The sequence below is a fragment of the Melioribacteraceae bacterium genome, from assembly GCA_019638015.1.
Taxonomy (GTDB): domain Bacteria; phylum Bacteroidota; class Ignavibacteria; order Ignavibacteriales; family Melioribacteraceae; genus JAHBUP01.
Genome location: JAHBUP010000001.1, coordinates 1,811,384 through 1,835,856, shown reverse-complemented (window position 1 = coordinate 1,835,856; position 24,473 = coordinate 1,811,384). Strand labels below are relative to the sequence as shown.

At 35.0% G+C, this 24,473-nt stretch carries 16 protein-coding genes and 1 tRNA gene; 10 read left to right on the top strand and 7 right to left on the bottom strand.

What is annotated here, in order from left to right:
- Positions 1-22 precede the first annotated feature (22 nt).
- The 5 genes from lysF (at position 23) to KF816_07630 (ending at position 6,943) form a co-directional block, all read left to right on the top strand.
- Complete coding sequence (gene lysF, locus KF816_07650; protein MBX3007887.1) at positions 23-1,999, top strand: homoaconitase; 1,977 nt, start codon at positions 23-25, stop codon at positions 1,997-1,999.
- 250 nt (positions 2,000-2,249) lie between these two features.
- Entirely contained in the window at positions 2,250-3,683 is a 1,434-nt protein-coding gene (locus KF816_07645; protein MBX3007886.1) for an MmgE/PrpD family protein, read from the top strand.
- 95 nt (positions 3,684-3,778) lie between these two features.
- Positions 3,779-4,981, top strand: a complete 1,203-nt coding sequence (locus KF816_07640; GenBank protein MBX3007885.1) for an HpcH/HpaI aldolase/citrate lyase family protein — start codon at positions 3,779-3,781, stop codon at positions 4,979-4,981.
- 75 nt (positions 4,982-5,056) lie between these two features.
- Positions 5,057-6,613 carry a citrate lyase subunit alpha gene (gene citF / locus KF816_07635; protein ID MBX3007884.1) on the top strand — a complete coding sequence of 519 codons (1,557 nt, stop codon included), beginning with the start codon at positions 5,057-5,059 and terminating at the stop codon, positions 6,611-6,613.
- Between the two features lie 45 nt (positions 6,614-6,658).
- A complete protein-coding gene (locus KF816_07630) occupies positions 6,659-6,943 on the top strand; it encodes a hypothetical protein (protein ID MBX3007883.1) in 285 nt (94 codons plus the stop codon).
- 59 nt (positions 6,944-7,002) lie between these two features.
- On the opposite strand, the gene KF816_07625 is transcribed toward KF816_07630, so the two are convergent.
- The 5 genes from KF816_07625 to acs all read right to left on the bottom strand — a co-directional run bounded on the left by KF816_07625 (position 7,003) and on the right by acs (position 15,279).
- On the bottom strand, positions 7,003-8,439 hold the full coding sequence (locus tag KF816_07625) for a PEGA domain-containing protein (GenBank protein MBX3007882.1): 1,437 nt from the start codon (positions 8,437-8,439) through the stop codon (positions 7,003-7,005).
- A 175-nt stretch (positions 8,440-8,614) separates the two neighbouring features.
- Positions 8,615-10,087: a PEGA domain-containing protein gene (locus KF816_07620; protein ID MBX3007881.1), complete on the bottom strand. Its 1,473-nt coding sequence runs from the start codon at positions 10,085-10,087 to the stop codon at positions 8,615-8,617.
- 7 nt (positions 10,088-10,094) lie between these two features.
- On the bottom strand, positions 10,095-11,063 hold the full coding sequence (locus tag KF816_07615; GenBank protein ID MBX3007880.1) for a DUF4249 family protein: 969 nt from the start codon (positions 11,061-11,063) through the stop codon (positions 10,095-10,097).
- Complete coding sequence (locus KF816_07610) at positions 11,060-13,288, bottom strand: TonB-dependent receptor (protein ID MBX3007879.1); 2,229 nt, start codon at positions 13,286-13,288, stop codon at positions 11,060-11,062. The genes KF816_07615 and KF816_07610 overlap by 4 nt, the downstream gene beginning before the upstream one ends.
- 98 nt (positions 13,289-13,386) lie before the next feature.
- Positions 13,387-15,279, bottom strand: coding sequence for an acetate--CoA ligase (gene acs, locus KF816_07605; protein ID MBX3007878.1), 1,893 nt, complete (start codon positions 15,277-15,279; stop codon positions 13,387-13,389).
- Between the two features lie 126 nt (positions 15,280-15,405).
- Here acs and KF816_07600 point away from each other — a divergent pair, with 126 nt between their 5' ends.
- From KF816_07600 to KF816_07585, 4 genes are all read left to right on the top strand, one after another.
- Positions 15,406-15,738 (top strand): hypothetical protein, encoded by a 333-nt coding sequence (locus tag KF816_07600; protein ID MBX3007877.1) that lies wholly within the window; start codon positions 15,406-15,408, stop codon positions 15,736-15,738.
- Positions 15,739-15,806: 68 nt separating this feature from the next.
- On the top strand, positions 15,807-16,277 hold the full coding sequence (locus tag KF816_07595) for a hypothetical protein (protein ID MBX3007876.1): 471 nt from the start codon (positions 15,807-15,809) through the stop codon (positions 16,275-16,277).
- A 10-nt stretch (positions 16,278-16,287) separates the two neighbouring features.
- Entirely contained in the window at positions 16,288-18,522 is a 2,235-nt protein-coding gene (locus KF816_07590; GenBank protein ID MBX3007875.1) for a TonB-dependent receptor, read from the top strand.
- A 164-nt stretch (positions 18,523-18,686) separates the two neighbouring features.
- A tRNA-Ser gene (locus KF816_07585) sits at positions 18,687-18,775 on the top strand.
- A gap of 32 nt (positions 18,776-18,807) precedes the next feature.
- On the opposite strand, the gene KF816_07580 is transcribed toward KF816_07585, so the two are convergent.
- Positions 18,808-20,379 carry a DUF3365 domain-containing protein gene (locus KF816_07580; GenBank protein MBX3007874.1) on the bottom strand — a complete coding sequence of 524 codons (1,572 nt, stop codon included), beginning with the start codon at positions 20,377-20,379 and terminating at the stop codon, positions 18,808-18,810.
- Positions 20,380-20,624: 245 nt separating this feature from the next.
- Here KF816_07580 and KF816_07575 point away from each other — a divergent pair, with 245 nt between their 5' ends.
- Positions 20,625-22,478, top strand: coding sequence for an AMP-binding protein (locus KF816_07575; protein MBX3007873.1), 1,854 nt, complete (start codon positions 20,625-20,627; stop codon positions 22,476-22,478).
- A 102-nt stretch (positions 22,479-22,580) separates the two neighbouring features.
- On the opposite strand, the gene KF816_07570 is transcribed toward KF816_07575, so the two are convergent.
- Positions 22,581-24,407: a TonB-dependent receptor gene (locus KF816_07570; protein MBX3007872.1), complete on the bottom strand. Its 1,827-nt coding sequence runs from the start codon at positions 24,405-24,407 to the stop codon at positions 22,581-22,583.
- Between the last annotated feature and the right edge of the window lie 66 nt (positions 24,408-24,473).

Here is a 24,473-nt window from a genome sequence, read left to right as displayed (position 1 = left end):
CTAGAAATTCCCGGAGATAAAAATGCCCCAAACATTTATTGAAAAAATTGCCCAAAAATTTGCCGTCGGATTACCCAACGATTATATCGTCAAATCCGGTGATTACATTTCTATTCGTCCAGCTTATATTATGACTCATGACAATACAGGTGCAGTAATTCCAAAATTTACAAGTATAGGCGCTATTAAACTTGCCGACCCACGACAGGTAGTAAACACTCTGGATCATGATATACAGAATAAAGATGTAAAAAATTTAGCGAAATACAAGAAGATTGAAGATTTCGCAAAAACAATGGGTGCCGATTTCTATCCCGCCGGGAGAGGAATTGGTCATCAAATTATGATTGAGGAAGGTTACGCATGGCCGGCAACTATGGTAGTGGCTTCAGATAGTCATTCAAATATGTATGGTGGAATTGGATGTTTGGGAACTCCGATCGTCCGTACCGACGCAGCCGCAATATGGGCCACAGGTAGAACATGGTGGCAGGTACCTCCAATTGCTTCGGTTGAGCTGACCGGTGAATTAAATTTAGGAGTTACAGGAAAAGATGTAATTATTGTGCTTTGCGGATTATTTAATAAAGATGAAGTATTGAATCACGCAATTGAATTTACCGGTGATGGGATCAAATATTTAAGTATTGATGAGAGATTATCCATAGCCAACATGACTACAGAATGGGGAGCGCTTGCCGGTGTATTCCCTATCGATGAAGTTACAATTAATTGGCTTAACGCTAGATCAAAATTTGTAGCAGAAAGGGGTTTAGAAGGAGTAGCTTCAGATATTGATGGAAACGGTATTCATCCCCGAATGAATAAAAATAGAATTGAGCATTTAATAAAACATAAAAATTCTTTTACTGCAGACCCTGATGCATTTTATACTAAAAAGATTGTATTGGATTTAGCGACTATTGAGCCGCATATCTCTGGACCGAATACAGTAAAAGTGATGTCCCCGGTTACGGAAGCCGCGAAGAAGAAAATAAAAATTAATAAAGCATATCTCGTTTCATGTGTTAATTCTCGAGTGGATGACATTTCCGAAGCCGCAAAAATTTTACGAGGCAACAAAATTGCTGAGGGAGTTAGTTTCTATATTGCCGCGGCTTCGAGCGAAATTCAAGCTGAAGCTGAAAAGAGAGGTGATTGGAAAGCTATAATCGATGCGGGCGGAATTCCTCTTCCCCCCGGATGTGGACCCTGTATTGGTCTGGGAACCGGATTATTGGAAGATGGCGAAGTGGGAATTTCAGCCACGAATAGAAATTTTAAAGGGAGAATGGGTTCCCCAAATGCACAAGCTTATCTTGCTTCTCCGGCTGTAGTAGCATCATCTGCTTTAGCAGGTTTTATTACTTATGATTCTCTAAATCATAATTTAAAAATTAAATGGGATTTAATAACAAATCAAAAACCGGTAAACAACCAGGTAGCGGTAAAAATTATCGATGGATTCCACTCAATAATTTCGGGGGAGCTGATTTTTTGCAATCAAGATAATCTTAATACAGATGGAATCTATCCCGGTAAATACACATACAACGATGATATGACTCCCGAGCAGCAAGCAGAAGTAGTGATGGAGAATTATGATCCGGAATTTTCGAATATCGTAAATAAAGGTGATATTCTTGTTGGTGGTTATAATTTTGGAACCGGAAGTTCACGCGAACAGGCGGCTACCGCTTTAAAGTATAAAGGTATTTCTTTGGTAATTGCCGGCTCGTTTAATGAAACTTATAAGCGTAACGCGCTCAACAATGGATTTCTAATAATAGAATGTCCGGGTTTAGTTAATGATCTTAAAAATGAGTTTGGTTCGAAAAAGTTAACAGTAAAAACTTCTTACATCGCCGAAATCAATTTTCAAAACTCTAAAATTTTGGTAAATGATAAAATATATACTTTTGATCCCGTTGGAGTGGCCGCTCAAGAATTAATCGTGAATGGTGGGTTGGAAGAATGGGTGAAGAAGAACCTAGAGTGAAGAACTAAGAATAAGTTTTTAGTATAGTTATGATTATAATAGATTCTTTTTCTTGCTTTCTTAATTTTTATCAAATATTTTTCATTTGATACTAATCTAATAAATTTATAATGCCAATAAATAAAACATACATATCAAAAAACTACTTCCCATTTCTCAACTTCCCCAAAATTTTCGAAACCAACTGGCAAAATATTTAGAATTAATTCTATTCAATCTTATTTTACTAACAATAATAAGGAATAGAATTATGGAGAAATCCATTTCAAGGATTATTTCAGAATTTGCAATTAATTTGAAATATGAAGATCTGCCTGAAAATGTAATCAATGCAGCAAAAAGATTTTTATATGATTCGATAGGCTGCGCGTTTGGTGCTTATAAAACAAAGGATGTAAATATTATTCGTGATATTTATAATGATTTAGGGGGTAAAGAAGAGGCAACAGTAATAGCATTCGGTGATAGAATTCCGGCTGTGAATGCGGCATTCGTTAATTCACAAATGATTCGTTCACTCGATTTCAATGATATATATTGGAAAGATGATCCTTCGCATCCATCAGATATTATACCTGCCCCGCTTGCCATAGGAGAATTAAAAAATTTATCGATGAAAGAAGTAATTACATCAATAGTTCTTGCATATGAATTCGAACAAAGGTTATGCGAATTTGCCAAACCTGGAATTAGAGAACGTAAATGGCATCATGCAACTTTAACACAATTTGTATCACCAATTGTGGCTGGCAAGTTATTAGGATTAAATGTTGACCAGATGGTTAATGCAATTGGAATCAGCGGTTCGCATAATCATACAATCGGCTGCCCTACCGCCGGGAAATTAACAATGATGAAAAATACAGTTGACCCTATGGCTGTTCAAAGCGGAGTAATGGCCGCTTTAATGGCACTAAAAGGATTTACTGGTACAGAAAAAGTTTTTGAAGGTAAAGAAGGTTTTATGGATTGCTTCGGAGGGTGGGATTCTAAAAAAGAAGAAATTTCTCCTATTGTTTTTAAAGGGCGTGAATCAGAAACCGAGTGGAGCTGGGATTTAGAAGCGTTAATTGGAAACTTGGGGAAAGATTGGAAAATTCTTGATTGTAGCATGAAAGCATTTCCGACTGAAGCCCTCACTCACACCCATATTTCAGCTACATTAAAAACGATAATAAATAATGATATAAAATATGATCAGATAGATTCTGTAACAGTTACAACAATTGCCCGTGCATGCGACATACTTTTTGACTCACAAAAATATAAGCCGGAATCGCGAGAAACTGCCGATCATTCTCTTCCCTACTGTATTGCCGCCGCTATAGTAGATCGAAAGGTCACAACCAATTCATTTGATCAAGAAAAAATTAATGACCCAAAAATACGCGAGGTAATTCAAAAGATTAAAGGGGAAGCTTCTATCGAATTTGAAAAGATGTTTCCTCAGAAACAACCCTCGAAAGTTGTAATTAAAACAGTTGACGGAAAGGAATTCACAGAGTATTTGGAATACCCCAAAGGAAATCCCCGCGAACCAATGAGTATGATTGATCTCGAAGATAAATTTAATTCTCTTTCTGGCGATTTATTGCATCCGGAAAAACAAAGAGAAGTTAAAGAAATGGTATTTAATTGTGAGAAGTTTGACACAAAAAGTTTTATGAGCAAGCTGGTTTTATAAAGTCATGAAGATCATAATTCTATTCTTTATTGTTCAAGTTATATTAGACACAATTGAATAATAGTACCAGATAATATTAAGTTGCATTAATAGTAATGAGAAAAAAAATGAATAGTATTTCTAAAATTGCCAGCGCAGGTAAACGGGGTGATAAAGTCCGTTCAGATTGTTTTATTCAGATGGAATTAAAAAAAAGAGGCGGACTAAAATCATCGATAATTAGCAAAGTAAATGTTATGTATGGCGAAACGATAAATGATCTTTTACTGGAGATGTGTGATCATTTTGGAATTGAGAATGCTGAAATATTTATTGAAGATTATGGAGCGCTTCCCTTCACTATTGCGGCCAGATTTGAATCCGCGTATAAAAAATTGATGAGTCAAGATACGCGAGAATTTCTGCTTCCTTTTAGCAAATCAAATAAACAATCTACCACTAAGGATAGATTAAGGAGAAGCCGTTTATATTTACCGGGAAACGAGCCAAAGTTTTATCCGAATGCCGGACTTCATAAACCCGATGGGATGATACTCGATTTGGAAGATAGTGTTCACCCTTCCGAAAAAGAAAACGCAAGGTATTTAGTGCGTAACGCTCTTCGGTCAGTAAACTTCTATAAAGCGGAACGAATGGTACGTATTAATCAATTGCCAATGGGTTTGATTGATTTGCGATTTGTGGTGCCGCACCATGTTAATGTTATACTAATTCCAAAAGTTGAATCAGCCGAAACAGTAAAAATTGTTGATGAAGAAATTCAGAAAATTAGAGATGCTTATAAAATTAAATACCCTATCTATTTAATGCCGATTATTGAAAGCGCGCTTGGAATTATAAATGCTTATGAGATTGCATCCGCGTCACATAATATTTGCGCTCTAACAATCGGTCTCGAAGATTACACAGCCGATATCGGTGTTGAAAGAACGAATGAGGGAATCGAAAGTTTGTTCGCAAGATGCCAGGTCATAAACGCGGCCAAAGCCGCTGGTGTGCAGGCAATCGATTCTGTTTTTTCAGATTTTGAAAATCTTGACGCCTTGCGCTTAAATACATTGCAGGCAAAATCAATTGGTTTTGAGGGTAAGGGATGTATTCATCCCCGGCAAATCAATGTTGTGCATGAAGTTTTTGCATCCACCCAAAGTGAAATTGAAAAAGCACTAAAAATAGTAGATGCTTTTGAGACAGCGAATAAACAAGGACTTGGTGTTGTAGCGCTTGGAAATAAAATGATTGACGCACCCGTTGTAAAAAGAGCATTGCGCATCCTGGAATTGAGTAATAAGAAGTAATTTAAGATTCACGAAATTCTTTAGTGACGACTATCAGTATTGTATTCGTCAAGAAAAATAAAATGGTAGAGTTATATGAAATTTATTAAAAATACCGCGAACAGGTTAGTACCGTTACAAGTAAATGGACAAAAGCTTACACCATTTAAAGGAGTTGGTAATTATATTCCTAAAGGGAAAACAGCTTCTGCCAAAATCAGTTCATGCACAAATTTCGATCCCGGTGGTAATAAATTAGTTAAATCGCTAAAGGATGCTTTAATTAAAGCTGGCATAAAGGATGGGATGACAATCTCTACACATCATCATTTACGGAACGGAGATATAGTTACCAACTTGTTGTTTGATATTATAAAAGGAATGGGGATTAAAAATATCAGGTGGTTCCCGAGTGCCTCTTTCCCCTGCCATTCCCATTTAATAAAATATTTAGAGGATGGTACAATTCATCACATCGAAGGAAGTATGAATGGACCTCTCGGGAAATTTACGAGCTTGGGTAAAATGAAAGGTGTGGGTGTGCTTCGTTCTCATGGCGGTAGATATCAAGCAATACAGGATGGCGATGTTCATATTGATATAGCTGTGATTGCCGCGCCGAGTTCCGACCATTTTGGAAATGCAAATGGTGTGAATGGTAAATCGGCTTGTGGTGGCTTAGGATTCGCGTTAGCCGATTCAGAATATGCAGATAAAGTAATTGTTGTTACCGATAATCTTGTTCCCTTTCCTTGTGTACCGTGGCAAATACAGGGGAATAATGTTGATTATGTTGTTCAAGTTGATTCACTCGGAGATTCCTCAAAAATTGTGAGTGGAACTACCGAGATTACTAAAAGTCCCGACAGAATTTTAATTGCCGAATATATTGCCGAGTTTATGGAAGCGGTCGGGATAATAAAAGATGGCTTTTCTTTTCAAGCCGGAGCCGGCGGTACTTCGTTGGCTTTCATTCCCTTCATTAAAGAAAAAATGAAGGCGAAAAATGTAAAAGCAAGTTTTGTTCGTGGAGGATCAAGTAAATATTTAGTGGAATTGTTAGAAGAAGGATTAACAAATTATATTCTTGATGGACAGACATTTGATCTCGATGGAGTTCGATCAATGAGGGATAATCCCAATCATGTAATGACTTCACCATTTACGAGTTATAATTATCATGGTAAAGGTAATTTCGCTTCAATAATTGATGCGGCAATATTGGGAGCCACCGAGGTTGATCTAAATTTTAACGCTAATGTGGTAACTCATTCAGATGGTTATTTGCTGCATGGAATTGGCGGCTGGCAAAATTGTTTATTCTCAAAATGTACAATTCTTGCTATTCCCTCTTTTCGTGACCGCATACCTGTTATTGTAGATAATGTTACAACTTTATGCGGACCGGGAGAACTGATCGATGTAGTGATTACAGAAAGAGGAATCGCTATTAATCCAAGAAGAAAAGATTTAATCTCTGCCGTTAATAATTCCTCGCTTCCTATTAGAACTTTAAAGGAGATACAACAAGAAGTTTATGAAATTTGTGGCGGGGTACCAATGAAACCAATTCTTGATAAGAAAAGTGTTGTTGCAATTGTCAAATGGGTCGATGGTACCGTCCTGGATTCAATTTATAAAGTACTGGGCTAATCTACTCAGGATGAGAGGAATTAGAAATTAATTGCGAGGATTGGTATGCATCAAAATAATATTGATGGATTCACAAAAAGAATAAAAAATAATATTACCATCTCGGCGATATTAGCTCTGATTGTATTTTGCTGGCTTATTGTAGATTATTATATAGTTAGAACATTGATTCTTCAATATAATATCACATTGGGATTTGAGATTATTCTATTAAGTATTAGTCTAATTATAGTTTTTGCTTTTACTATTACAGTTGGTTACACACTATTTAAGTTTTGGCGGTATGTATCCAAAGTTGAAAAATTCAAAAATGAGGAGAAGATACAATAATCAAGGATGTAAAATATCTGTACCAGTTTCTTCGTTCTGAACTCTTAGTTCTAACTTCATCAAAAGTTTCCCTTTTTAAATTTCGCAATTCCATTATCAAAAGTGCCGACCCAAATATTTCCTTCAGTATCAAAGGTGGTGGAGAGAGATTTGATTAAATTCACTTTAGTATTTCCAAATTGATATTTATAGTAGTAATCATTTTTATAAATAAATAACCCGCCTTGAGTAGCAAAAATAATTTCATTCCCGTTACTCGATATCTCATACACTCTACTTTGCACGTATGGTCTTAAATCGATCCACTTCCCCTCATCATATCTCAAAAGATATCCTGTATTACGCTCCGCATCGGTAAGAGCAACAAGCATCTTCCCACCAAAAGTTTTAAATATTGTTTGAACATAATTAGGCAAATATCTAACTGTAATGTTGGAACTGTTAAAATATTCCCAGTTCGTTCCATCATAAATTGAGATGCCATTAAATAAACCTCCAATCCAAATTTTTCCCAAATCATCCACTTCAATGGCGGTTATATAATCATCTTTGAGACCGGAATTATTAGTAGTAAATATTTGATTCCCAGAACTAGATATTTTAAGCAATCCTTTTCTGGTTCCTATCCATATAACATCTTTATTTATTTTTATTGCTGTAACACCTTCAGCCGGTAATAAATTAGAATAATCTATAAAACTATTATCTTTATAAGTATATAAACCAAGTTCGGTACCTATCCATAATCTATCTTGCTCATCCATTTTCAAAACATTTATAACACCACTTTTGAGTATTGAATTTGAGGGAGTATAGGTATTCCATTTTTTACCATCAAACATCTGAAGTGAAATGCTGGAACCAATCCATATTTCTCCCTTTTTACCAGCGGTAATATTTTTCAAATAATTACTGCTAATATCAGAATTAGTAGTCAAATAACTCACCCATTTAGTGGTATCTTCTAAAGTTAGATTTACGTTAGAAATTTGACTGCTCTGGACTAATACATTTGTACTATCATCTCTGTGTCCAGCATATTTCAATTTAACTTTATGAATTCCTGGGGTAAGTTGAGATAAAAGTGCAGGAGTTTTTTTATTTGTTAATGAATCATCCAGAATTACTTCTGCACTTATTGGAGGAGAGGTGCAATAAATTTTACCATAATTTTTTGAATTCAATAAAAAATCGATATAAATCTTAGGGGGATAAATTTCACTAAAGTAAACAGTGAAAGTAGTATCTATATATTTTTCTTTCTTCAAGGTTATACTCTGAGCACCCTCCTTAACCCAATACAAAGTTGAGGGTGTTAAATATCCTGTATTTTTCCCACCAAGAAAAATAGAGGCACCTTGAGGATTGCTGTCAATAAATCCTCTCCCTCTATCAATAACAACTTCTTCCTCATATTCAATAAAGACGTCCTTCTCACAAGAATAGAGGGAAATTATTAATAACGAACCCAAAAATATTTTTATGAAGTTCTTCATATATGTGAATGGATCGAATGCAAAAGTAAGAATTCGAGTAGTACATTATTTCCAATTCATAATATTATTGGATTATAAAAGCCAGTATTAGAAGTTTCTAAAAACCCCGAAATTACAACGTGTCAAATTTCACTCTGACTGAAATTAAAGCATTCTAGATCATCATTGTAAATTTTCAATTTAATCCGTAATTCCCTTTTTTTACTTTAACGAACCCGCCACCGAAAGTAGTAATCCATAAATTATCGCTAAGGTCTATTGTTACAGATGTAACATAATTCACAGGTAATCGAGTATAGATATTATTCATTACGACAATATTGTTAAGTTGATCAAACAGAGCAATCCCATTTTTACCGCAAATCCATTTGATGTTATTTTTATCAACTTTCATTGAGTTTATTTGATTAGTGAGATATCCTCTAAGGTTAACCACGGACCATTTATTTCCATCAAATTGAGTCAACCCACCCACATCACCATTTTTCAAATCCTCAACATGCCCGGCCCAAACTTTTCCATCTTTATCCACCATCAGACTTTTAATTCCATTCCCGACATTAATATTCAAGCCCATGTTATTCATGTTATAAGCTTTCCACTGAGTTCCATCAAAACTTGAAATCCCGGCGAATGAAGATCCAATCCAAATTTTTCCATTTTGATCAGACTCTAAACAAGTTACAATATTTGAAGCAAGACCGGAATTGGATGTTGTAAAAGTTTTCCATGACGTGCCATCAAATTTTACAAGTCCGCCCAAAGTACCAATCCACATATTGTTCTTAATATCTTTATGGATGGCTGTTACTCCTGTACTCGGAATATCAGAGTTGTAATTAATCCAAATAGAACCGTCATATACCATTAAACCGTTTGATGTACCAATCCATAATTTATTCTGAGAATCCACCGCTAACGCATTAATCACATTATTTATCAATCCGCTATTATTTGTATTTATCAATTCAAAACTTTTACCGTCTGAACGGACTATCCCATTTTCCGTTGTCCCAATCCATTTAATCCCATTATTATCAACAGCAATTGTGGAAAAGAAATCAGTAACAAGTTTTGAATTTTTGGCATTATAAATAACCCATTTTGAAGTATCATCAAGAGCAATAAATGCACTAGCGAGTTCACCACCCCTTACTGGAACAAATATACTATCATCACGATGTTGGGGATATCTCATCATAATTTTATAAGTTCCGGGAAACATACCGGTTAACAATAAAGGAGTTTTCTGCTGCTGTTTCACATTGTCTAGAAATAGTTCAGCGTTTGAAGGACTTGAGTAGCAATTAATCTTGCCATAATTTCCGGGATTCTTGAAATAGTCGATACTCAATTTTATTCTTTCATCGTCAGCAATTGTAATCGTAAAAACTGAATCCTTTAGTAGATTTCTTTTCAAAGTTATTTTATGAGTTCCGGCAGCCAGGTTGGTTAAACTATCCGGAGTTTTGACCCCCATATTCCTTCCATTTAAATATATTTGGAAATCGGGCGGTTGGCTCTCTATTACTATTACCGATTTATCAATTTTAACTTCCGGTTCAACACCGGTATAAACTTCTTTCTCACAAGAAATTGTGAAGGTAAAAAGTATTGCAATAATTGGATATAAAATTTTTCTTTTCATAATTCTCTTAAATTGGATCAGATAATCCCGGTGTATAACCGAATGAACGAATATATGCGTGTTTAAACCTCGCAACCCATTTGGCACTTGTATATACTCCAAAGACACCGTATCCGCCCTTAATATTAGTGAAATCGGTTTCATCTAATTTTACAGAATATACATCACGTTCACGAGATGAGGCATTGTAAAATGAACTTAAATCGGGATCTAGTGAAATAACCTCAAGGATACAGCTCAATATTATATAACGTGCTTTATTATTATCATTCCCGGAAATTAATTCCATCGCTTTATTTAAAGTTTCCGCGTCAACCGAGTAGGCATAATCATTGGATGGTTTAGGATAATTTGGTATATACTCATTTCCAAATTTTTGATAATTAAGAGGAACAATAGCAGTTCCCTTTTTCCTTCCATCGGGATCATCACGAAAGTAGTGAATAATTAATTTTGGAATGAATACAGGATCTCTCTGCCCCGACTGCCAAACAAATTTTAGAAAACTCTTTTTCCCATCAATTATATCGTCACTATTAAGTTTAGACATTGTAACCGAAGCGGGTACATTGGCGCTTGATGTAAGTTTTCTGCCATCGGGTAAAATTGCCTCAATTTCCAATAAAGATGCTGGCTCAGGTGAAAAATTGTTGCTGTAATAAACTCGATAGGGCTTGCTATACTGGTCACCATCTGGCCGGGTTACACTAGAATCTCTCAACAATGTAACTTTATCTTTATTCCAAATTCTTATTTTAGCGTTTGTAATCGCGTTATCATCATTATAATCATAAGGGTTAATCCCAATCGGCTGATAACTTTTTGACAGTGTAGCTGTTTGAAATGTGGTATCAGCCCTAATAATACAATTTAGGACAAATCTTTCTTTTAACTCACCGTATGGATTTAGTGAATCATCGCACGAAAGAGTAAATAATATTGTTAGGGTCAAAAATAATTGAATAAGTTTTTTCATAATTCAACCTTTAAAGTAGCGGTTGGAAGAATAGGCAGCATGTTTACCCGCTCACCAGTATCTCTTCTGAAATAAAAAATATTTTTTCGGTCATAAATATTAATAATGCTAAAATCGAAGTTGAGAGCTAATGGATCAATAACAAATCGTTTTGAGATAGTGAAATCAAGTCTGTGGTAATCGGGCAATCTTCCCAAATTTTGTGTACCTAGAATTGAGAAAGGTCTCCGAGGATCATATTCATCCCATGGAGCAAAAATATTATCGAAATAATGTTTATCATAAAAACCAAGAAGTTTTGTGTAAGGCAATCCGCTGTTATATACCCAAACTACATTTGTAGTCCATCCGGCGCCTAAATTAAACTCAAGAGCAAGATTTAGAGTATGCCTAACATCATATCTTGGATAGTATCTTTTTTCATCAATAACTTTATAAGCCAGCGCATAAGTATAAGAAGCAGTAAAATTGATTGGATTTGGATTTATTTGAGTAAATAATTCTAAGCCATAAGATTCACCTGTTCCCGAAATAAAATCAAAATCGGAATAGCTTATTTTTTTTTCATTCAAGAAGGGAAGATTTTTCAAATCTTTGTAATATCCCTCAACTGTAAACTGAAAATTACTTACAGGTGTAAATTCTAAACCACCTATATAATGAATTGCCTTTGCCGGGGTCAAATAATCGGGGGAAATAATCCAAGGTTCAAAAATATTTATTACTTCATTTTCGTCTGTTAGAGTAGTTAATTCTTGTTGATAAACCCCAACGGCTCCTTTCAAAGCGAGCCAATCGAATAATCTAATATTTAGATTCATTCTAGGTTCAACAAAAGAAGTATTAGCGTTTTTGGAAAGATTAGTAAGATTGAGGCGTGTTCCAATATCCAGTCCTACAAAATCGAACTGCATTAATTTATATTTAGCATATAAAGTAATATTAGCACCGGATGCACCAAGGTTGCTTTTAATACTTCTCGCGTTCTCAATAAATAAATCGGTTTGAATTTGTCTAACGTGAAAACCAATTCCTATTTCATCTTTATTTTCAAACATATAAGTGAAATCCATCTGCAAACCAACATCATTAACCTTATTCTCAGTCTCTCTGGCATTACTTAACTTTGGGTCAATCTTTCCCTCAAAACGGCTAACTGAAACTCCCAATTCATAAAATAAAGGACTATCACCAACCTGGAACCATTTAAAACCGAGGACATTATTCGACCAATTGTAATCTTCGATTCGGGGATCGGAGTGAAGAATATTATCATTACTCGAAAATCCATTTAAAGTAAACTTACTGCCTTCAATAAAATCGGGGTTTGCATAATTAACTTTGAATGAGAAATCACTAAAATCAATTGGCACACTTTGTTCATTCAAGAATTTTTTTAGGATTTGATTAGAATAACTTTTTCTTCCGGTTAGTATGAATGAGCCGCTGGGAATTGGACCTTCTAACAATAATTTACCGGTCAAAAAACTTGCAGTTGCCTTTCCGCTGAATCTATTCTTGTTTCCATCTTTTGAAATAATTTTCATTACCGACGATAATCTTCCGCCAAATTCCGATGAAAAACCACCTTTGTAAAATTCAATATTATTGACCATGTCGGGATCGATAACGCCAAACATTCCTAATGCGTGAAAGGGATTGTAAATTGGGATTCCATCAATCAAAATTAAATTTTGATTACTTGCTCCCCCTCTAACATAATACCTCGCTGAAACATCACCGGTTGACTGCACACCAGGTAAATATTTAATTGTTCTAAACACGTCTGTTTCAACACCTTTTGGAGCTTGCTCAAGTTGTTTTGCAGAAAGCCGTTCTATACTTATTTTAGTTTCGTTCGGCTCTATTACTTTTTCACCAATCATTTCAATGGTTTGAAGCTGAACAGATGACTGAACAAGCTTAATATCATACTGAGTAACTTTTCCAGGCTGTAATCTTATTGAAATCTGTTTTGTATTGTATCCAATATAAGATACAATTAATGTAAGATTTCGATTTGCCGGAACTGCAGGAATTAAAAAATATCCGCGTGTATCGGTCGATGCGCCAATATTCAATTCTTTTATAAAAGCATTACCAAAGGCTAGTGCTTCTGAGGAAGTGGAATCTGTTACTAATCCTCTCAACGTTCCATTTTGCTGGGCTAAAACAGTTGAGCATAAAAAGAATATCAGGAAAATTCGTGTTAGGGAATTTTGCATTTGCAGTAAAAATGAAGTGGTCAAAATATCACCGATAAGTTATCTTTAATTTTGACCACTAAAATAAGTTATTACACAAAAAAAACTATGATATTTTTTTACTCCTCTAGTGTAGAAAGATTTCCGGGATCAACTCCCATAGCGCGCGCTTTTAAAACACGCCTCATAATTTTACCTGATCTTGTTTTGGGAAGCTGTTCAACAATTTCAATATGCTCAGGTTTTGCAATTGGTCCAACTTCATGAGAAACATGCTGCCGCAGTTCTTCAATCAAAGTTGTGCTCATTTCAAATCCCTTTTTCAAAATCACATAAGCATGAATAGCATTACCTTTAACCTCATGCGGCAAACCAATCGCAGCAGCTTCGGCGACTGCGGCATGACTTACAAGTGCACTCTCAATCTCAGCGGTACCCAATCTATAACCCGATACTTTAATAACATCATCGACTCTCCCTATTACCCAGATATAGCCATCATCATCTCTACGTGCGCTATCTCCTGTTAAATATACACCCGGGTATTTACTCCAATATTGATTCACAAACCGCTCATCATCATTCCAAATTGTTCTTATCATTGCTGGCCAGGGAGTTTTAATGACTAAAAATCCCTCATCATTATTTTTTACCGATTTCCCCTCTTCATTTAAAATATCCATTTCTATTCCCGGGAATGGACGCGTGCCGCTTCCCGGTTTTAATGGAACGCAGGGCATTGGTGTTATCATAAACATTCCTGTCTCAGTTTGCCACCAGGTATCCATAATTGGGCATCTATCTCTTCCCACAACACGATGGTACCATTTCCAGGCTTCAGGATTAATAGGTTCCCCTACAGAGCCGAGTAATCTTAAAGAAGATAAATCATGTCTATTCACCCATGATTCTCCAAAACGCATCAGTCCCCGAATAGCTGTAGGAGCTGTGTAGATGATTGTGATTCCATACTTCTCAATCATTTGCCACCAACGATTGGGATATGGGAAATTAGGCGCGCCTTCATACATAAATGAAGTAGCTCCATTTAGCAGCGGTGCATAAACAATATAACTATGACCTGTTATCCAACCTGGATCGGCCGCACACCAATATCTATCCTCCTCCTTAATATCAAAAACATATTTTAAAGTTGTGTATGTACCAACCATATAACCGCCATGAGTATGAAGAATCGCTTTTGGTTTTCCGGTTGTTCCGGAAGTGTAGAGAATGAAAAGCGGGTCTTCCGAATCCATTTGTTCTAAAGCGCACTCTTTAGTAGCAATTGGTAGGTTCATCAATTCGTGATACCACATATCACGACCGAATTCCATAGTTATTTCCTGCCCTGTTCTTTTAATTACAAGAACATGTTCAACTGTACCGCATCTTTGCAAAGCCTCATCTGCAATTTGTTTTAAGGGTACAATTTTTCCTCTTTGATATGCTCCATCAGAAACAATCAATACTTTTGAATTACTATCTTCTATTCTTTCACTTAATGATTCAACAGAAAATCCGCCGTAAACAACCGAATGAATTGCACCAATTCTAGCGCATGCTAACATGGCAATCATTATTTCGGGGGTTCTTCCCATATATATTGTAACCCGATCCCCTTTTTTAACGCCAAGACTTTTAAGAATATTCGCGAACTTGCAAGTCTCTCTATGTAATGCATAATAAGAAAATGTTCTGCTCTCCCCATTTTCTCCCTCCCAAATTAAAGCTAACTTATTTTTTCTATGGGTTTTAACGTGAACATCTAAACAGTTATACGCTATATTAGTTTTTGCGCCGGTAAACCATTTATAAAATGGTTTATTGCTATCATCCAAAATTTTTTCCCAGGGAGTAAACCAATGCAGTTCCTTAGCCTGTTCTTCCCAAAATTCTAGATTATTTGCTGACGCTCTATTATTTAATTCATCCCAATTTTTTATGTGAGAATTATCTACAATTTCTTTTGAAGGAAAATAAACTTCTCCTGAAGGTTTGTTGTTACTCATTAGTGCTCCCTAATTGATTTTGCCCTTTTGCAGATTCAAATTAAGGGATGATTACTCCAAAATCAATCTAAGATTTGATATCCACTTAAAATTTGGTTTTATTTGTAACGTAAGTTTTAGAGACAAATGAGCATTTTTAGAAAAACATATAGCCCACTTCTTCTGCTCGGTTTATATTTATTTATAAACTTTGGAACCGTATTACATACTCATGAGACAGCCACTTTTAGTAAAAATTTAGAATCTATCGGTTCCAGATCTGAAAACCATGACCCCTTCGTAGATGGTAATGTATGCCGATTGTACAGTTTTTCCAGCACTAATTATATTAATACTAGTAATGATTTAATTGTACTGGAATCAGACTACTTTATTAAAAAGTATCAGGAAAAAGAATCCGAAATTACACTTCAATATATTGGTTTTTCAAAATCATTAAGAGCTCCCCCCTCAGCATAACAAATTCCATCTTTCATTACTCTATTTTCCTCAACCATTACTCAATCTTTTTATTAAAGGAGCTAGTTATGTTTAAACGTAGAAATAAATTTTTAGCAGTATTTATTATATCATTAGTAGTATTGCAGTTTAATGGATGTCAAAAAGATGATAATCCCCTTGCTCCAGAAGAAGATCATTTTGAAGCAATTGGAATGTTAATTTATGATGCCTCAGGTAAACAAGTAGTTAAGATTTTACGAGGAGTAACTACCGATACACTTCATGCCGAATCGGGTAAAATCAGCGATCATTTTACTGTCAAGTTCTATAATGATGAAGAAAAAATAGTCAGTCCCCCGGAAAGTGAGCATTTAAAATTCAACGGCAAAATTGATAATGAAACTATTGCAAAGTTTTGGCAGCATCCCGGGGAAGAAGGAGAATTTGAATTTCATATTGATGGAAAGATTAAAGGGAAAACACTAATTGAATTTTTTATTGAGCATGAGGGGCACGCAGATTATAGAACCGGTAAGATTCCCCTTCAAATAAATTGATACGGGAAAAATGGAATTAACTGTTTTATGTAAAAAAGTGAACTTTTTCTTTGTGGCGGCTTTTCTTTTCCTTGCTGCCACAAATTTATATTCATTTAACAATAGATCAATCGCTGGGTTTTTAATAGATATAGAGAACAATAAGCCAGTTCAGCTTGCCAGCATTGAAATTATCGGTACAAATTATAAAACTATTTCAAACAATGAAGGTAAGTTTCAGTTTACAGATGTTGGGTTGAATAAAATTATTATAAAAATATTGCACATCGCTTATCAAGAAAAACTAATTGAGTTAGATTTTCAAAAAGTAGAAAAGCAGAATTTCATCATATATCTTGTTCCTAAGACTATAGAGATCTCAGCAATCACTATTTCAGATCAATATTCTATTTCTAGTTTTGAAGATTTGCAAGAATTGAGCAGTGTTCTAAAGGGAAGAGAACTTCAAAAAGATTTGGGTTTAACACTTGCGGCAACGTTAAAAAATGAAACCGGTTTGGCATTGAGATCTATGGGTCCTGCCCCAGCCCGTCCTGTAATTCGTGGGCTCGGCGGCGACAGAGTACTATTAACGGAAGATGGGTTGAAATCAACAGATTTATCCTCTACATCACCAGACCATGCTGTAACTATCGAACCATTCTCAAGTAATAGAATTGAAGTTTTGCGAGGACCTAAAGTATTAACAAAATCATCTGTTACAATTGGCGGTATCGTTAATGTAATTAAGGAGGAAATACCATCTCAAATTCATGATGAAATTTATGGAACCGCTGGTATTTATTCAGAGACAGCAAACAAGGGACTTCTTGGAGCATTATCGGCAGAAATTCCAATTAATCCATTCACAACAAAATTTGAAATCTCACACCGTAAATCAAGTGATCTTCACTCCCCTGAAGGAATACTTAAAAACTCCAGCTCAAATAATTTTAATTATAGCGTCGGATCATCATTCTTCACTTCATTTGGGCACATAGGTGGTTCATTTAGAAATTTCGAATTGGATTATGGAGTACCGGGAGGGTTTGTTGGGGCCCATCCTTTTGGAGTGGATATAAATTTGTACCGCCAACAGTTTAATCTGAAGTCGGTGATTAACATTGATTCTCCAATATTTAATAAAATCAATATAAATTTTGCAAGCTCATATTACCGTCATAAAGAATTTGAAAAGAGTGGAAGAATTGGTTCGGAATTTAGAATTAAAACAATGCTGGGATCTGTTGAATTGAATCAAGAAAATTTATGGATTTTTGATAATGGCATATTAGGAGTAAATTTTGAAAATCGTGATTTTGATATCGGAGGATTTGTATTTACTGTCCCGTCAATCTCAAATAATATTTCTGCATTTCTCTTCGAATCTTTTAAATCAGGCAAACTAACTTTTGAAGGTGCCGCCCGCATTAACTTTGATAAAATTACTCCATCAACTGAAAAACCAAACTCAAAAATTGGACATATCAGAGTAAGAAATTTCAACACTTATTCTCTGTCCCTCTCTTTGCTATATCCTCTAACAAAAATTGTTCATATTGGAGGTAATATTAGTAAATCATCACGTATTCCAACTATTGAAGAGTTGTATTCTGAAGGTCCACATTTAGCCGCATATTCGTATGAGGTAGGAAATCCAGATTTAAATGCCGAAGAAGGATTAGGAACAGAAATTTTTGTTTATCACAAGTTTAATCGGCTTTACTATAATATTAATATTTTTTGGAACCGGCTGAATAATTATATCATTCCAAGAAATAGCGGATTGATTAATTACGCCACATTTCTTCCCATTTATGCAACGTCGAGCGCAATGGTTGATTTATATGGTTTTGAATTCCAGTCCGATTGGAATTTTTATAATAATCTATATTTAAATACATCTTTAAGCTATACTCGTGGCATATTTCGTGAGGATGCTTCTTCTCTTCCTCAAATTCCTCCATTGAAAGGAATTACTGAGATAATAGTAAAAGAAAATGAGTGGAGTGCTGGAATTTCGACCGAGTTTACATTTGCTCAAAAACAAGTTGATAAATTTGAATTACCGACCGCGGGTTATATTATATTTAATTTGTTTGGACAATATAGTTTTAATACTTGGGGACAGATACATACAATAAGCGCAAATGCGGAAAATATATTCAATAAAGTATATAGGAATCATCTTTCGAGAGTTAAGTCAATATTACCTGAAACGGGCATCAATTTACGTTTAACGTACAAACTCTATTTTCATATTTAAATTTTGAGGATACTTTTATATTCCTTCAAAACTGATTATATTCACGGGCAATTTTTTAATGACTTAGTCAGCACGGAGAGATGGGTGAGTGGCTGCCATCGCCTCCGGCGAGGTCCCGCCAAAGGCGGGAAAACCATAAAATAAGATGTTAGAAGATTCAGCATGGAGAGATGGGTGAGTGGCTGAAACCAACGGTTTGCTAAACCGTCGTAGGGATTATACTCTACCGCGAGTTCGAATCTCGCTCTCTCCGCAAAAGCTCAATCAAAAAAGGTTGAGCTTTTTTTATGATGTCGGAAGTGAAAATATAAATTTACTTCCTTTTCCCTCTTCACTTTCAACCCAAATCTTACCCCCATGCTTCTCAACAAATTCTTTGCAGAGCATTAATCCTAACCCGGTACTTTGCTCACCATCAGTTCCCTTTCTGCCAACTTTTTCTTCAATTTTAAAAAGTTTTTCCCGCATCTCGGATGACATACCAATACCGGTATCAGAGACAAATATCTCTATCATATTATTTTCGTGCTTAATTATACCCACAAATACCTTTCCTTTTCTTGCGGTAAACTTAATTGCGTTTGTGAGTAAGTTTCTGAGAATTGAATTTAACATATTCTCATCGGCAAATACAGAAATAGCTGGGTTAACGTTAGATTCGAGAAGTATCTCTTTCTGCTTAATATTATACTCAAGAAGGTTTGAATTGAGCTTTACTACTTCAGCCAAATTGAGTTTTTGAGGATTGAAATCCACAATGCCCTTTTGCATTTGAGACCACTCGAGTAGATTTTGCAAGAGTTTAAATAAATTTTTAGCAGAGGAATGAATTTCGCCATTCATTCTATACAGTTCCTCCTTTGTAAAACTTTCTGGATCGCTCGCTACTATTTCGGTTAAACCGATCAGTCCTACAAATGGGGATTTCAAATCGTGTGCAATAATTGAGAAGAATTTATCCTTTTCAGAATTTATCATGCTCAGTTTTTCGTTTGCTGATGTTATTTCTTCTATAAATGAATTCCTTTCTTGCAAATTATCTTCAATTACACTTTTGGTGAGCATTAATTCTTCATTTAATTTTTGCATTTCCTCTTCATACAAATATCTTCGAGTTATATATATAATAAACTTCTTTTTGACCATCGAAATCCCAATGAATCCAATAAACCACAAAATCCCATAACCTATAAAAACTTTTGTTGATTGAGATATAATAGATTTATTATAATTCTCCCAGGGTACTGTAGAACTAATCCCACCTCTGATATCCCCGATTTTGTAACCCTGGTCAGCGTGGCATTTTAAACAGCCTTTTGTAGTAAAAAGAGGTGCCATAAAACGAAAATGTTTTTCACCATTGATGTAATCAAATCCGGAATACTCCTCGGCACCTTTCTCAAATTCATTTAGTGCTTTAGTTTCCCACTGATCTGCTTTGTTCTCTTTTCGAATTGGCTGCAAACTTGTAATGTGCCCCTTAATCCCAATTTTCTCAAATGATAATTCGTGAACCTGACGTGTAATATATGCAGGATTCATAAGTGTAAGCTTTTTATTTGTGGTGGTTGTGATATCTCTCTCAGAAATATTAGAAAGATAAGGATTGGGCTGTGTTTCTTCAGTAATTGGAACATACACACCGCCATGCTTTGTTGCCCATTCTCGAAACATTACATCCTTTTCGTATCCCTTATATGCCTCCCGGTGTGCTAATACAAGTGTCTCAGAATAAATGCTTTTATGAGTCCAAATCGAAATTCCAAGGATGATGATCGTCCAACCTACTAAAAGTAAATTTAGAGAAACACTCATCGGATAATTTGGGACTTTTCTTAAAAAATTCTTGATTTTCATAAAGTCTTGCCAACTTTTTTAGTCTATATACCATAATCGAGGAAATACGAAATAATTTAATAGTCACAAGCCAGCAGTAATAACACTTTTTTTGTTCTTGAACGGACAAGTATTTATTTAGATTCACAAAAAAAACTTCGTAATTTTTAATTACATAATTCAAACATTGGAGAAGCAATCAATTGAAACCAAGAACCATACCTGTACTATTTGAGGAAAGCGTTTCAAAATTTCAAAATAACCCCATGATGTGGGAGAAGAAAACAGATAAGTATGAAGCATCCACTTACGGCCAAATTCATAAATTAGTGCAAAAATTTGCCGCGGGATTGTTGCAATACGGAATTAAATTTGGCGACAGGTTAGGATTGATATCGGAGGGAAGAAATTACTGGGTAATTAGCGAATTGGGGATCCTTTATTGCGGCGCAATCAACGTTCCAATTTCTACCAAAATAGATGAGTTGACCGATCTCAAATTCCGGTTGGCACATTCTGGATGCAGAATGGTGGTTGTTTCGAAAAATCAGTTGGAAAAAATAAGAATAGTGAAAAATGATCTCCCCGATCTTGAAAAAATTATTGTATTAGATGAATTAGATAAATATGATGATGATGAAATCTTCGTGGAAAAAATTATTGAAGATGGAAAAAATTTTTTAATTAATTCCCCTTCAGAGTTCGCCAACAGATGGCAATCTATAAAAGAAAATGACTATGCCAATATTTGCTATACATCGGGAACAACAGCCGATCCAAAAGGAATTGTACTAACTCATCGAAATTATACCTCAAATGTCGAACAGGCTTCAAGCTTGCTTCAGGTACCGGAAAGTTATGTCTCGCTATTGCTTCTTCCATGGGATCATGCATTTGCACATACTGCAGGTGTATATACTTTAATGAGTAATGGCGCTAGTATGGCTTCTGTTCAACAGGGTAAATCAATAATGGAAACTCTGAAAAATGTACCTATAAATATTAAGGAAACACGCCCCACATTTCTTTTGAGTGTTCCAGCTCTTGCTAAAAATTTCAGAAAGAATATTGAAAATGGAATTCGCACAAAAGGGAAATTGGTTGAAAAAATGTTTAATAAGGCTTTAAAAATTGCTTATGAGTATAATGGCATTGGCTGGGATAAAGGTAAAGGAAGGAAAAAACTATTAAAACCATTATATGCTTTTTATGACAAAATATTATTTTCGAAAATAAGAGAAAACTTTGGAGGTAGGTTAGAATTTTTTATTGGAGGTGGCGCTCTATTAGATATTGAATTACAACATTTCTTCTATGCAATTGGAATTCCAATGTTTCAAGGATACGGACTTACTGAAGCTGCACCGATTATTTCCGCTAATGTGCCATTAAAACACAAATTAGGTTCATCCGGTTTTATTGTTGAAAATCTTCAAATTAAAATTTGTGATGCCGATGGAAAAGAATTGACCTTACTTCAAAAGGGAGAAATTGTAGTTAAGGGTGAAAATGTGATGGCTGGCTATTGGAAAAATGAGAGTGCTACAAAGGAATCGATAAAAGATGGTTGGCTTTATACCGGAGATATGGGCTACCTTGATAATGATGGATTTCTTTATGTATTAGGAAGATTTAAAAGTTTATTGATTGGCAGCGACGGTGAAAAGTATAGCCCAGAAGGTATTGAAGAAGCAATTACAGAACACTCCCCTTACATCGATCAGATGATGCTATTTAATAATCAATCATTGTACACTGTAGCGTTGATAGTGCCAAATAAAGAAAGAATAATAAATTGGGTTAAAGAAAATAGATTAGATATACATAAGCAGGATAGTCAAAAATCAATTTTGAAATTGATCGAAAGTGAACTCGATAAGTTTAGGGGAAATGGTATTTTTTCCGGACAATTTCCTGAACGATGGCTGCCGACAACTTTTGCAGTTCTCGGCGAATCATTCACAGAACAGAATAAATTTTTGAATAGTACATTGAAAATGGTTCGTGGAAAAATCACCGAATTCTATCAAAACAGAATCGATTATATGTTTACCGCAGAGGGGAAAGATGTCTGCAATCATCAAAATATAACAATCATCAACAGGATGAGAGAGAATTAAGAATTGAGAATTATGAACTAAGAACTAAGAACTAAGAATTGAGAATTATGCATTATCAATTAAATGTTTTTTAACTCATTACTCTTTGCTCGAAACTCTTCACTACTTGCTAAAATTTCCGCTAAAATTAGCTCCGATCAGAATGGTTCTTCCAGGCATTGGGTAACCTGATAATATCTCATATTTTTTATTTAATAGATTATCACCCTTTATGAATATTCTCAAATCTTTAAAGATACTATAGGTTATATCAAAATTTAAAAGCGCGTAGTTCTCTTTTAATTCGGGCAGAGAATTGGTTGCGATTCGCTTATAAAGATTTCCAACTGACTTAATATTAATTGTGGTTTGAAATTTATTATAGTTAAATATTGATTCAGCATATAGTTGTGATTCGGGCACTCCGATAATCTTAGTTTTCATGTCAATGCGGCTAAACCCGAAATTAAAAAACAAATTATTTGCCGGCTGATAGTTAGCTGATAACTCAATACCTACATTTTTAATTGATCCAATATTTTGGTTTTTCCTATTTGGAGGAATTCCCACTCCTGCTATTAAATCTTTGCCCTCTATTAAATATGCAGATGCGTTTAACAATAAATTCTTTAAAATCGGATTACCCTTAAATCCTATTTCATAATTCCATGAGTATTCAGGTTTAAGATTTATATTTGCTGCAAACATAAATAATTCGGCAATTGTAGGACTTCGAAACCCTTCCGAGATTCCTGCGAAAAAAGTTATTGTATTCAATGAGTAATTAACACTAGCCTGCGGAAGTAACTTAGAACCATAAACAGAATGATTCGCCAACCTCAATGCTCCGCTAAATGTTAGTTGGTTAATTATCTTTTGAGATACCATTAAATAAGTACCCGCTTCGCTGATAGTTGTATCAACTATCGGGTTTCTATTTCGGGCAGTTCCCCCATAATTTTTAAAATCACCACCAAATGAAATAACTGTATTATTGTTAAGAATATATCCTTGATTTAGAACTACTCCAATCATTTGATCAGTGGAATGAAATCCATCAAATACATCATGAACACCACTGTTGAAGTAGATTAAACTGTTTCCTTCTACTTTTTCAAATTTATTTTTGAGATTAAATGAAAGTCCTGCACGACTCACATCATACCAAACAGAATTATTTAAGAATGGATTTGTAACTGTTCCCGGATCGTGTGATTTCATTCTAGCTAATGAAGAATTGAATGACAAATCCCAATTATCACTAAACTTGTAGTTCGCGTTTATGCTTGCTGATCGGGAATTATAACTTGCGAATTGGCGCTCATTGTCGGAGTTATCATTATTAAGGAACAGTCGAGCTGAAAATCTTTCCTTTTTATATGTTATAGACCCATGAATGTTAAAAGTATTAAATGAGCCATATTTTGTACCAATATTAAAACTGGTCCCATCAAGTTCAGGATATTTAGTTTTAATATTAATTACTCCACCCATCGCATTACCACCATAAATAACAGATGCTGATCCGGGGATAATTTCAACAGATGAAACTGAACTATTTGTGTATAAATCGGAAATCGGATGCCCAAACAATCCGGCATATTCCGGTCTGCCATCAATTATAACTAATACCTGCTGTATTCCATTCAATCCGCGGATAGATATTCTTCCGGCGGGATTACTGATTCCAAAACCAGCGAATCCCTTTTCAGTTATAAATATACCCGGTATTTTGCTACTCAGCGTGCTCATTAAGGAATTATTTGAAGATGCCCCACTGTTTTGCATCACTATATTTTTAGAGGCGGGGGATAAATTTTTCAATGCCGTTTCAATCCTTGAAGAAGTTACAGTTACTGGATTTAATTCATAAGACTTGATTGAATCCACTTGTGCATTAACTTTTGTAGAACTGAAGATAAGTAACAATAACAGAATATATTTTTTCATTTAATCATCCTAATTAAAAAAATGCCGGTAAAGCATTTTGCCTTACCGGCTAAAAGTTGAGAAAAT

Excerpts from the sequence above, each read along its gene's own strand:
- KF816_07615 (MBX3007880.1), bottom strand. The coding sequence starts at position 11,063 with ATGAAAAAACTTATTCAATTATTTTTGACCCTAACAATATTATTTACT.
- KF816_07570 (MBX3007872.1), bottom strand. The coding sequence starts at position 24,407 with ATGAAAAAATATATTCTGTTATTGTTACTTATCTTCAGTTCTACAAAA.
- lysF (MBX3007887.1), top strand. The coding sequence starts at position 23 with ATGCCCCAAACATTTATTGAAAAAATTGCCCAAAAATTTGCCGTCGGA.
- KF816_07625 (MBX3007882.1), bottom strand. The coding sequence starts at position 8,439 with ATGAAGAACTTCATAAAAATATTTTTGGGTTCGTTATTAATAATTTCC.
- KF816_07645 (MBX3007886.1), top strand. The coding sequence starts at position 2,250 with ATGGAGAAATCCATTTCAAGGATTATTTCAGAATTTGCAATTAATTTG.
- KF816_07575 (MBX3007873.1), top strand. The coding sequence starts at position 20,625 with ATGATGTGGGAGAAGAAAACAGATAAGTATGAAGCATCCACTTACGGC.
- citF (MBX3007884.1), top strand. The coding sequence starts at position 5,057 with ATGAAATTTATTAAAAATACCGCGAACAGGTTAGTACCGTTACAAGTA.
- acs (MBX3007878.1), bottom strand. The coding sequence starts at position 15,279 with ATGAGTAACAACAAACCTTCAGGAGAAGTTTATTTTCCTTCAAAAGAA.
- KF816_07590 (MBX3007875.1), top strand. The coding sequence starts at position 16,288 with ATGGAATTAACTGTTTTATGTAAAAAAGTGAACTTTTTCTTTGTGGCG.
- KF816_07620 (MBX3007881.1), bottom strand. The coding sequence starts at position 10,087 with ATGAAAAGAAAAATTTTATATCCAATTATTGCAATACTTTTTACCTTC.
- KF816_07600 (MBX3007877.1), top strand. The coding sequence starts at position 15,406 with ATGAGCATTTTTAGAAAAACATATAGCCCACTTCTTCTGCTCGGTTTA.
- KF816_07640 (MBX3007885.1), top strand. The coding sequence starts at position 3,779 with ATGAGAAAAAAAATGAATAGTATTTCTAAAATTGCCAGCGCAGGTAAA.
- KF816_07610 (MBX3007879.1), bottom strand. The coding sequence starts at position 13,288 with ATGCAAAATTCCCTAACACGAATTTTCCTGATATTCTTTTTATGCTCA.
- KF816_07630 (MBX3007883.1), top strand. The coding sequence starts at position 6,659 with ATGCATCAAAATAATATTGATGGATTCACAAAAAGAATAAAAAATAAT.
- KF816_07580 (MBX3007874.1), bottom strand. The coding sequence starts at position 20,379 with ATGAAAATCAAGAATTTTTTAAGAAAAGTCCCAAATTATCCGATGAGT.
- KF816_07595 (MBX3007876.1), top strand. The coding sequence starts at position 15,807 with ATGTTTAAACGTAGAAATAAATTTTTAGCAGTATTTATTATATCATTA.